The organism is Ensifer sp. ZNC0028 (assembly GCF_000799055.1).
In the GTDB taxonomy this organism is placed as follows: Bacteria; Pseudomonadota; Alphaproteobacteria; order Rhizobiales; family Rhizobiaceae; genus Ensifer.
Genome location: NZ_JTLA01000050.1, coordinates 37,976 through 48,332, shown reverse-complemented (window position 1 = coordinate 48,332; position 10,357 = coordinate 37,976). Strand labels below are relative to the sequence as shown.

Here is a 10,357-nt window from a genome sequence, read left to right as displayed (position 1 = left end):
ACGGCCTGATCCTGTCGCCGACGATCGGCGCCGATGTCGGCTTTGCGTCGCTCGATGGCGAAGGCCTGTTCGGGCGGGTCTCGGCCGGGCTTGCGCTTTCCAACAACGACAACTGGGACCTCGACTTCTCGCTGTTGTTCAACATCGAGGGCGATGGTTCGCAAGCCGCCGGCGCCAAAGTCGGCGCCCGCGTCCGGTTCTGACGCCCACGATACGGCGGTATCGCGTTGCGCTCGACGCGATACCGATGGATGGGTGGCGCTTGGGCGATACGTCTGTTGCGATCGACCGAACTTCGATTGACCGGCGGCTCACCGGCGACCATTGGCTCCATGCTATGCGCGTGCCCGTTTGGGTTTGCCGGGTAAACGTCTCGCCATGGTCAAGCTTCGCCTGCGCCTGAATGAAGGCCGCAGAAAGCGGGCCGAAGGGCTTCAGATGCCGGATTTGAGCTTGCCGCTGATGTAACGGAACTCCTGCGTCTTGCCGCCATAACCATAGGCGGCGGCCGAAACCTCGTGGACGAGAACGTAGCTCTCGTGGTGCACCCGCCCGAGCAGCTGTTCAAAGCGCCCGAAGATGGCTTCGAGATAGGCAGCCATTTCCTGCTTGGTGTTGGTGCCGTCGACGACCTTGATGTCCAGCCAGAAGCTGTTGGTATCCTGCTCGGCAAGCGACTTTCCGCCGGCGAACCAATGTTCCGGGTCCGCATAGGTGACGACGATGGCTGTGATCGTCGGATCCTTGCGCAGGTGGGCAGCCGTCAGTTCGCTGACTGAAGCGGCAATCCGCGACGAGAGTGCCGGATCCGGCTTGCCGCTGACGGTGACGTTGATGATGGGCATTGGCTGGTTCCTTTCGTGTTTCCCATTTCTTGTGTGAGCCCAATCTGCCATGTCCCTATCTTCGGAAAAATCGAATTGTTTGGCATTATAAATTCGACTAAATTGAAGTAATGCAAACCTTCGATCCTGACCTGCTTCGCACCTTTCTTGCTTTCGCCGAGAGCGGGTCTCTCGCGAATGCGGCTGCGGCCGTGGGGCGGACACCTTCGGCGGTGACCGCCCAGATGCAGCGCCTTGAAACGATGATCGGCGAACCGTTGCTTGCACCCTCAGGCAGAGGGCGGATTCTGACTCCGGCCGGAGAGGAACTGGTCGTTCATGCGCGCCGGATCCTCGAGGTTCACCGGGACGCGTGGCTGAGCCTCAAGGGCGCCAGCACCGACGGCCGCCTGGCGCTCGGCTGCACCCAGGATTTTGCCGACAGCAACCTGCCGGATCTCCTACGTCGCTTCGGGCGCACCCATCCGCGTGTGCGGCTGGACTTGAGGGTCGGCCGGTCCCGCGAACTGACATCGGCCTACGATCAGGGGCTGATCGAGGTGCTGATCGTGATGCGGGAAGGGCCGACACCTGACGAGATCACCATTCTGCGCGAACCGATGCTGTGGCTATCGGCATCGGATGTTCCATCCATGGCTGACGGCGAATTGCCGATTGCTGTGCTGGATCCGCCTTGCGGCTTCCGCGCGGCTGCGACGGCGGCCCTCGACGAGGCGGGGCGCCATTATCGCATCGCGGCGACCAGCCCGAGCCTTTCTGGTCTGCGCGCGGCGGTGAGAAGCGGCATCGCCGTCACCGCCCGCACGCCGCGCTTCCTCGGAGAAGGCATAGCGCTTGCACCCCCGGCACTTTCGCTACCGGCATTGCCGAATGCGGATTTCAGCCTGCGGCTGAAAGCAAAGGCCGACAAGCCGGCGTCGAGCCTGGCGGCACTGCTTGCCGAAGGCTTGGCGGTCGGTATCGAGCGGTGGTGAAGACGATCGCCCGGCAAGGCTGCGGCGCGGCCGCGCTGATCTACGGGCACTTCAGATCCGAGCACACAGCGAAAAAGCGAGATGCGAAGCAGCCGCTGCAGCGGAAAATTGTCGACGATGACACTCACATCTGCGCGGTCATACCGCCGTCCACGGTCAAGGTGATGCCGTTGACGAAGCTGGCAGCGGGCGAGGCCAGGAACACAGCGGCCGGCGCGATCTCCTCCGGTCGGCCCCAGCGTTTCAGGGGAATGCGGACATCGACGAAGGCCTGCAGCGCCGGATCGGCGGCAAGGGCCGCATTGGTCTCGGTTGCAAACCAGCCGGGCGCGATCGCATTGACCGTGAGTGTCGCCGACCCAAGCTCCACCGCCAGCGAACGGGTGAGGGCATCGAGACCACCCTTGGCCGCGGTATAGGCGGGGTCGCCCGGCCGCGCCACGGAGGCGGCGATCGAGGTGACGAAAATCAGTCGGGCGGACGAGGACCGGCGAAAATAGGGAAGTGCCGCTCGCGCCATAGCATAGGCGGCCGTCAGGTCCGTGTTGACGAGGGCGGCAAAGGCTGCAGGGTCCATGACGTCGGTCCCACGCCGATCGCGCTCGCCCACGGCATGAATGAGGATGTCGAGTTGGCCGGTCTTGGCCGCGGCCGCCGCGACGATCTCTTCCGCATCCGTCGAAACGTCGCCGACGACAAGGTCGAGTGCGATGCCTTCGGCGGCGGCCTCGTGGCGCGCCAGATCGAGGGCCGCTTCATTACGGCCGTTGATCGTAACGATCGCGCCGGCCCGCGCGAGCGCCTTTGCCATTTCAAGGCCGAGACCGCGGCCGCCGCCCGTTACCAATGCCGTCATTCCGCTGAGGTCGAACATGTCGGTCTCCGATGCTTTCCGCCGATTCCGGGGTGAGGCTACACCAAATCCGGGCAGGAGAGCTTTAGCGCCTGCCGTTGCCGCCGCCAATGGCGCAAGCCCGCCGGACCGCAGACCAGTCTGGAGCGGTTACCGTAAGGCGCTTGCGCTGCACGGCCCGGCTGTCTAGTCCGACGATTGCAATCGCGCTCGATCCGAGGGCGCAGGTATAGAGAGGTAACAAGATGACAGTGTCCAACGCCGTGCGCCGGTCGGCTGAAGCCGGTCTGAAACGGGACGACCTGATCGTCTCCACCCTTTCTTCTAGCGGCAGGGATGGGATATCCCGCCGCAACAGGATTGCATTTTCATGTTTCTACTCGAACAAGCCGCCTATCCGGCTGCTCAATCCCTCCTAAAGGACCTTTCCTCCACGCACGTGGCCATCGCTGCCGTACTCGACGGCATCATAGAAGGTGAAGTCTGGGTCGATCGTCCGGTAGAGCCGCGCGTTGCGCTGCTCGCCAATGGCGATGCCTACTATCTCGCGGGCGTGCCGGACGAGGCGGCCGACAGCTTTGCCGAGCTGAAGGAACTGATCCCCGACTGGGCCTATTTCTTCGTCGAAGACCGCTGGTCCGATCGTCTGGGCGATATCTGGTCCAATGGCTTCGCCCGCCCGCATCCGCGCGTCAGGATGGGCTTGCCGGGAGTAAGGCATGGCCTCACGGCGACGGCGTTGCCTGACGGCTTCCGCCTCGTGCAGATCGACCAGTCCCTGCTCGATCTGGGACCCGGCGATATCGAGACCGTGACCGATCTCATGGAAGGCTGGGCCTCCCCCGAAGTCTTCCTGGAGAACGCCATCGGCTTCTGCGTCCTTCACGACGGATCCATCGTCAGCCATTGCGCAACCGACAGCGTCAGCGGCACCCGTTGCGAAGTGGGTGTCGGGACCGAGCCTGCGTATCGGCGCCTGGGGCTCGGCAAGGCGGCAGCGGCTGCGACGATTGCCGAGTGCGTCAAGCGAGGTCGGCCCGATATCGAATGGCACACGCATGCCTCCAACAAGGGATCGATCGCGATTGCCAGGAGCATCGGCCTCATCGAACGCGACCGGCATGTTGCCTATAGCGGCAACTTGCCGGCGGAGAACGTCGGCGATCTCGATCTCGATACTTGCCGGGAATGGGGGCTGCATCTGGAGCGGGCAAGCGATCACATCAACTGGTATCGCTTCCACGCAACCGGAGCCTGGGCGCTTGCCGGCGACCGCACCCGGGCGCTTGCCAATCTTCGCCAGCTTGTCGATGGCGGTTGGGAAGGCGAGGCCGAGTGGCTCGAGGGCTACTGGGCCGTGCAATCGCTCGTCGACGATCCCGAATTCAAGGCGATCGTGGCGGAGCAGCGCGCGGTAAACGAAGCCTAGCCATAAACAGACCGGCCATCCATGCGTCACTTCATCGTATAGACGTCGATGGTGAAGTACTTGTCGTTGATCTTCTTGTAGGTCCCGTCGGCACGGATTTCGTCGAGGGCCTTGTTCAGCCGCTCGCGCAGGTCGTTGTCCTCCTGGCGCACGGCAATGCCGACGCCTTCGCCGACAAATTTCTTATCGGTGATCGGTTCGCCGATCAGTTCGCAGCATGCCTTTCCGTCGGCATTCTTCGTCACCCAGTCGAGTAGCGGCAGCATGTCGCCCACCTGCAGGTCGAGGCGGCCGTTGACCATGTCGAGATTGGCCTCGTCCTGGGTCGGATAAAGCTTGATCTCCGCATCGGGATAGGTGGCGGTGATGTAGTCGGCCTGGGTCGTGCCCGACTGCGCGCCGATCACCTTGCCCTTGAGCGCTTCATTGGTGAACGCGGTGATGCCGGCGCCCTTCGGGGCGGCATGGGTCATGGCGGCGAGGTAGTAGGGGTTGGTGAAGGCGACCTGCTTCTTGCGTTCGTCGGTGATGAACATCGAGGCGATGATCAGGTCGTATTTCTTGGCGACCAGACCCGGAATGATGCCGTCCCAGTCCTGGGCTACCACTTCGCATTCGACCTTCATGCGCTCGCAAAGCGCAAGTCCGATATCGACGTCGAAGCCGCCGATCTTGCCGGCGGGATCGATGAAGTTGAAGGGCGGATAGGCGCCCTCCGTGCCGATCTTGATCTTCTCGGCGGCCTGGGCCGTGACCGCCGTTGTCGCCATGATGGCGAGCACTGCTGCTGCAATCCGCTTCTTCATTCGCGTTCCCCTGTTGTGCATCATTCTTGATGCTTCCAGGGAAGACTAAGTCGCGCTCGCCTATAAGCGAAATAGATAGGCGCGATAATCGCTATTGTTTTCGTTGATTGCCATGGCCCGCTCGGTCACTTGTAGCGACCGTGGCGCTGCAGTACCTCGACCTTGTAACCGTCCGGATCGACCAGGAAGAAGAAGCGCGCAAGCAGGGCGCCGTCGCGGTTGAAATCGACGATCTTGCCCGGGTTAAGGCCAGCGTCCGTCAACCGCTGGTGCTCGGCACCGAGGTCGTCGACCGACAGCGCCAGATGGCCATAGCCGTCACCGAGCGCATAGGGCTCGGTCCGGTCCTTGTTGACCGTCAGCTCCAGCTCGAATTCGCCTTCCTCGTTGCTGAGATAGATCAGCACGAAAGTTTCGAACTCCAGCCGTTCGGCGATTTCGAGCCCGAAGGCCACACGATAGAAATCGATCGATCGCTTCTCGTCGAGAACACGGATCATCGAATGGATCGCTTTGGCCACGGGCATCTCCTTCACGCTTTGACCTCGGCGGCGTAGCAGAGTGTCGCCGATGATGGAACCCCGCCGGGGGTGGAGGTCAGGCTTTTGCCTTTCGCTTCTTCAACTGCTGTTCGCGGAAGAAGATGAAGAGGCCCGAGGCGACGATTAGTGCCGCGCCGACGAGCACGGTCGGACGTGGTGTGTCGCCGAAGAAGAACCAGCCGAAGACGACGGCCCAGAAGAGCAGCGTATATTGCAGCGGGACGACGGTGGCGGCATCGGCCAGCTTGAGCGACCGATTGACAAGGATATGCGCGAGCATCGCGACGATGCCGAGTGCCCCGAGCTGCAGCAGCGCCTCGCCATCGACGGGTGCCCAGCCCGAAGGATTGGCGGCAACGCCGACGAGCGAGAAGATGAGCGCGCCGACGATCTGCCAGAAGACCAGCGTGGTGTCAGGCGTGGAGCGAAGCGTGCGACCGAGCATGAGCGCAAAGGCGAAGGCGGTGCTGCCGGCAAGCGCAATCAGGGCCGGGAGGCCGAGGCTTTCCTTGGAGGGCTCGAGCGCGATCAGGACCCCGGCAAAGCCGATGAGGATCGCCGTCCAGCGACGCCAGCCGACCTTCTCGCCAAGCAGGAACGGCGAGGCTGCAGCGACATAGATCGGCGCTGCCAGCCAGTAGGTCATGGTATCGGCAAGCGGCATGTAGGCGACCGCGAAATAAAACGCCGAGGCGTCGATGGCAAAGAGCAGCGAGCGGAGAGCCTGGAGGCCGGGACGTTCGACCTGGAACATCGAGCGCAGGCCGCGCCTGAGAATGAAGGGCGACAGGAACAGAAGGGCCGCGACGCTTCGGATCACCATCAGCTGGCTGACGGAGTAGGTCGCGACCAGCCACTTGCCCATGACGTCGTTCAGCGAAAACATCAGCATGCCGAGCAGCATGATGAGAACCCCGGTCCGGGCGGCGTTCGGGGCGGTTATGGGGGCGGTCATCACGGTCATGTCGGGGCTCTCGATAAGTTGCGCACGCCATGCCACATTCGGTGCGGCCGATCCATCGCCGTGTGCATATGGAACCATAAGTTTTGCGAATGAATCGGCGCCGGCGCCCGGGGCGATAGCAGAACCAAGGCAGAGCTTGGTAACAACCGTTTTGTGATCCTTTGTCAAAGCGCGAAGCGGCCCCCTTGACGTTCCGCCCGACACTGCTAATTAGTCAATCGTTCCCGCCGTCCAGACATCGGATCGCGGGTCGAACACTGGTGCCGGGCCCCTCTGGCGAGAGTTTTTACGGCGCTCTCGTGATGTCGGTACCGCCAGCAAATTAGCCGGCGGATTAGCTCTCATGAAAACTGATCTCATGCCTCACGCATGTGCCCCTTCGGCCGTGCGCATTTCTGTTTTGAAACCCCATCTTTTCACCGAATCCGGCGTCGTCCGCGCGAAGGAGGCACGTCGATGAACCAGCCTCAATCGCATTCGAGCGCGCTCGGCTATTTCACCTGGGCCTTCATCGTCACCGGCGTCGGCCTCTTGCTCGGCGCCTGGCTCGGCTGGCAGTCGACCGGCACCATCGGTGGCATGGCCTCCGTCTTCTTCATCTGCACCGTGCTTGCGGTGCTCGAAATCTCCCTGTCCTTCGATAATGCGATCGTCAATGCCAACAAGCTCAAGGACATGACGCCTGAGTGGCAGCATCGCTTCCTGACCTGGGGCATTCTCATCGCCGTCTTCGGCATGCGTATCGTCTTCCCGCTCCTAATCGTCGTTATCGCAGCGAAGATCGGTCCGATCGAAGCGATCGTTCTGGCGGCAAGCAAGCCCGAAGAATACGCGCGCATCATGAACGACGCGCACCTGCCGATCGCGGCTTTCGGCGGCACCTTCCTGATGATGGTCGGCCTCAGCTACTTCTTCGACCATGAGAAAGACGTGCACTGGATCAAGTGGGTCGAAACCAAGATGGCGCGTTTTGCGACCATCAAGGGCGTCGAGATCGCGTTTGTCCTCGCGCTTATCCTCGGCTTCTCGACGCTGCTTAAGCCGGAAGACGTTCACACCTTCGTCTATTCGGCGATCTATGGCCTCCTGACCTTCCTCGTGGTCGAAGTGGTCGGTGGCCTGCTCGATGCGCAGCAGGAAACCATGAGCGCTGCAGCAAAGGGCGGCTTCGGTGCCTTCCTTTATCTCGAAGTTCTCGATGCCAGCTTCTCGTTCGACGGCGTTATCGGCGCCTTCGCGCTGACGCAGAACCTCTTCATCATCGCGATCGGCCTTGGCATCGGCGCCATGTATGTGCGCTCGATGACGATCATGCTCGTCGAAAAGGGCACGCTCAGCGAATATCGCTACCTGGAGCACGGCGCGTTCTACGCAATCCTGATCCTCTCGGTGGTCATGTACTTCCAGACGCTGGTCCACATTCCGGAAGTCATCACCGGCCTCGGCGGTGCTGCGCTCATCGGGATCTCGCTCTGGTCGTCGATCCGCTACAACAAGCGGGAACGCCAAGAAGAGCTTGCTGGCGCACACCAGGAAGAGCGGGCTCGCGCAGAAGCCTAAGCGGCGGACGCTCTTTTCAAATCGGAAACGGCCCGGCGGAAACGCCGGGCCGTTTTTCTTTTGGTCTGGGTTCGACCGTGCCGCGTTGTCAAATCACGCAGCACACCGGATAAGGAACGGATGCTGGCTGCCGATCTGAAGAATGTACTTGAGGAGCTGTACAGGGCAGGCGCCCATCGCGTGCCGGCCGAAGATATCGATTGGCCAGAGCACCTGCATGCGGCGGTCTTCCGTGCGCTCAACATGCAGTACATGGTCCGCCGGCAGGACGACGCCGGTCGGGTCGAGTTCTCGCTGACGCGAGCCGGTTACGCGGCGATCGATGCGGAGCTTCCCTGGGCGCAGATTCTTCGGATGCGATTGCGGGATTTCCTAACCTTCCGAAAATCTCGCTGATACCCAAATGCAAAGCGGCCCGGTGGTCTCTCGACCCCGAGCCGTTCTTCATCCTTGGGAGGATAAGGCGCCCCTGAGGGCGCTGGAATTGTTAGCCGCGGCGCGTATCCGGGAAGTTCGCGGGGTCGATGCCCAGCGTGCGCAGGTCGCTTGCCTTCGGGCGGCGGTGACCTTCGACAGCGGCGGCGGCAGCGCTAGCAGCGCCGAGAACTGCGAATGCACGACCGATGAAACCCTTGTGATAAGTTGTGGTGGCCATCTTCTTGCTCGCTTTCGTTTTCTCTTTGATGAGCAAAAGATGGGGTGCGGGCAGACTTTTTGCAATGCACAATCGGACACGCCAGCCATGCAAAGGAAGCAGGCCCGGTCGGTTTTCAAACCGGCCGGGCCTGCGGATAGGCCTTGGGAGGAGGCGCTAATTCGATCAGGTCCGGAAGGGTTTCCGGACCTGACTGTTATTGGGGCTTAGTCTTCGTTGGCGGCGAGCTGCGAAAGGACTTCGCCGCGGCCACGGGCCCGAAGGATCAGCGGTACGATCAGTGCGGCAGCCGCGATGATCAGGAGGCCGGCGGCGATAGGTGAGGTGAACAGCACCGAGATGTCACCCTGGCTGATCGCGAGGGCACGACGGAGCTGTTGCTCGGCCAGCGGCCCAAGGATCAGGCCGACGACGACAGGAGCGATCGGATAGCCGAAGACGCGCATCGCGTAGCCAAGCAGGCCGAAAGCGAGCAGCATGCCGAGTTCGTAGACCGACGGGTTGGCGCCGATGGTGCCGAGCGTCGCGAACAAGAGGATGCCGGCATAGAGCCACGGCTTCGGGATCGTCAGCAGCTTCACCCAGAGCCCGATCAGCGGCAGGTTCAGGACCAGCAGCATGAAGTTGGCGATGAGCAGGCTGGCGATCAGGCCCCAGACGAGCTGCGGGTTGGTCGCAAACAGCAGCGGGCCAGGTTGAAGGCCATATTGCTGGAAGCCGGCGAGCATGATCGCGGCCGTTGCGGTGGTCGGCAGGCCGAGCGTCAGCAGCGGCACGAGCGTGCCGGCGGCCGAGGCGTTGTTGGCCGCTTCCGGACCAGCAACACCTTCGATCGCGCCATTGCCGAACTCTTCGGGATGTTTTGCCAGCTTCTTTTCGGCCGCATAGGACAGGAAGGTGCCGATCTCGGCGCCGCCGGCCGGCATCGCGCCGATGGGGAAGCCGATGAACGTGCCGCGAAGCCAAGGCTTCCATGAACGCGCCCAATCGAGCTTGCTCATCCAGACCGAGCCACGCACGGCCTCGACCTTGTCCGGGCCTTTTTCGCCTTGCGCGGCGATGAACAGCGTCTCACCGATCGCGAACATGGCAACGGCAAGGGTCGTAACCTCGATGCCGTCGAGCAGTTCGGGAACGCCGAAGGAGAGGCGCGCCTGACCGGTCAGCTGATCGATGCCGACGACGGACAGCGCCAGGCCGACGAAGAGGGCCGTCAGGCCGCGAAGCGTGCTGTCGCCGAATGCCGAGGATACGGTGACGAAGGCAAGAACCATCAGCGCGAAGTATTCGCGCGGACCGAAGACCAGGGCCAGCTTGACGATGTAGGGTGCGATAAAGGCGAGGCCCAGCGTCGCGATCAGGCCGGCAACGAATGAGCCGATGGCGGCGGTGGCAAGGGCCGGTCCACCGCGTCCGGCGCGCGCCATCTTGTTGCCTTCGAGCGCGGTGACGATCGAGGCGCTTTCGCCCGGCGTGTTGAGCAGGATCGAGGTGGTCGAGCCGCCATACATGCCGCCATAATAGATGCCGGCGAACATGATCAGCGATCCGGCCGGATCGAGCTGGTAGGTAACGGGCAGAAGAAGTGCCACGGTCAGCGCCGGGCCGATGCCGGGAAGGACGCCGACGGCGGTCCCGAGCGTCACGCCGATCAAGGCGTAGAGCAGGTTCATCGGCTGGGCAGCAACCCACAATCCCTGGATCAGGAAGTCAAAAGTAGCCATGGTCG

Annotated in this window: 12 protein-coding genes; 5 read left to right on the top strand and 7 right to left on the bottom strand. The window is 62.5% G+C overall.

All coding sequences use genetic code 11. From position 1 onward, the window contains the following. Positions 1–203: hypothetical protein (locus tag L981_RS35020; RefSeq protein ID WP_043616249.1), on the top strand; the 203-nt coding region annotated here is incomplete at its 5' end. Positions 204–434: 231 nt separating this feature from the next. On the opposite strand, the gene L981_RS12820 is transcribed toward L981_RS35020, so the two are convergent. After that, positions 435–845, bottom strand: coding sequence for a 4-oxalocrotonate tautomerase family protein (locus tag L981_RS12820; protein ID WP_043616246.1), 411 nt, complete (start codon positions 843–845; stop codon positions 435–437). A 110-nt stretch (positions 846–955) separates the two neighbouring features. Here L981_RS12820 and L981_RS12815 point away from each other — a divergent pair, with 110 nt between their 5' ends. Next, complete coding sequence (locus L981_RS12815; RefSeq protein WP_043616243.1) at positions 956–1,819, top strand: LysR substrate-binding domain-containing protein; 864 nt, start codon at positions 956–958, stop codon at positions 1,817–1,819. A 124-nt stretch (positions 1,820–1,943) separates the two neighbouring features. Here L981_RS12815 and L981_RS12810 read toward each other — a convergent pair whose 3' ends face one another. After that, positions 1,944–2,693, bottom strand: coding sequence for an SDR family oxidoreductase (locus L981_RS12810; protein WP_043616240.1), 750 nt, complete (start codon positions 2,691–2,693; stop codon positions 1,944–1,946). A gap of 349 nt (positions 2,694–3,042) precedes the next feature. On the opposite strand from L981_RS12810, the gene L981_RS12805 reads away from it, so the two are divergent. After that, entirely contained in the window at positions 3,043–4,101 is a 1,059-nt protein-coding gene (locus L981_RS12805; protein WP_043616237.1) for a GNAT family N-acetyltransferase, read from the top strand. 26 nt (positions 4,102–4,127) lie between these two features. Here the strand turns inward: L981_RS12805 and L981_RS12800 are convergent, their stop codons facing one another. From L981_RS12800 to L981_RS12790, 3 genes are all read right to left on the bottom strand, one after another. Continuing rightward, positions 4,128–4,907, bottom strand: coding sequence for an ABC transporter substrate-binding protein (locus tag L981_RS12800; protein WP_043616234.1), 780 nt, complete (start codon positions 4,905–4,907; stop codon positions 4,128–4,130). A 125-nt stretch (positions 4,908–5,032) separates the two neighbouring features. Further along, a complete protein-coding gene (locus tag L981_RS12795) occupies positions 5,033–5,428 on the bottom strand; it encodes a VOC family protein (protein ID WP_043616269.1) in 396 nt (131 codons plus the stop codon). Between the two features lie 76 nt (positions 5,429–5,504). Beyond that, positions 5,505–6,413, bottom strand: coding sequence for a DMT family transporter (locus L981_RS12790; RefSeq protein WP_043616267.1), 909 nt, complete (start codon positions 6,411–6,413; stop codon positions 5,505–5,507). A gap of 456 nt (positions 6,414–6,869) precedes the next feature. Here L981_RS12790 and L981_RS12785 point away from each other — a divergent pair, with 456 nt between their 5' ends. Continuing rightward, a complete protein-coding gene (locus tag L981_RS12785) occupies positions 6,870–7,973 on the top strand; it encodes a DUF475 domain-containing protein (protein WP_043616232.1) in 1,104 nt (367 codons plus the stop codon). A gap of 120 nt (positions 7,974–8,093) precedes the next feature. Further along, complete coding sequence (locus tag L981_RS12780; protein ID WP_043616229.1) at positions 8,094–8,369, top strand: hypothetical protein; 276 nt, start codon at positions 8,094–8,096, stop codon at positions 8,367–8,369. A gap of 91 nt (positions 8,370–8,460) precedes the next feature. On the opposite strand, the gene L981_RS12775 is transcribed toward L981_RS12780, so the two are convergent. Then, positions 8,461–8,628, bottom strand: coding sequence for a hypothetical protein (locus L981_RS12775; RefSeq protein ID WP_089045897.1), 168 nt, complete (start codon positions 8,626–8,628; stop codon positions 8,461–8,463). Between the two features lie 206 nt (positions 8,629–8,834). Further along, positions 8,835–10,352 carry a tripartite tricarboxylate transporter permease gene (locus tag L981_RS12770; RefSeq protein WP_043616223.1) on the bottom strand — a complete coding sequence of 506 codons (1,518 nt, stop codon included), beginning with the start codon at positions 10,350–10,352 and terminating at the stop codon, positions 8,835–8,837. Positions 10,353–10,357 lie beyond the last annotated feature (5 nt).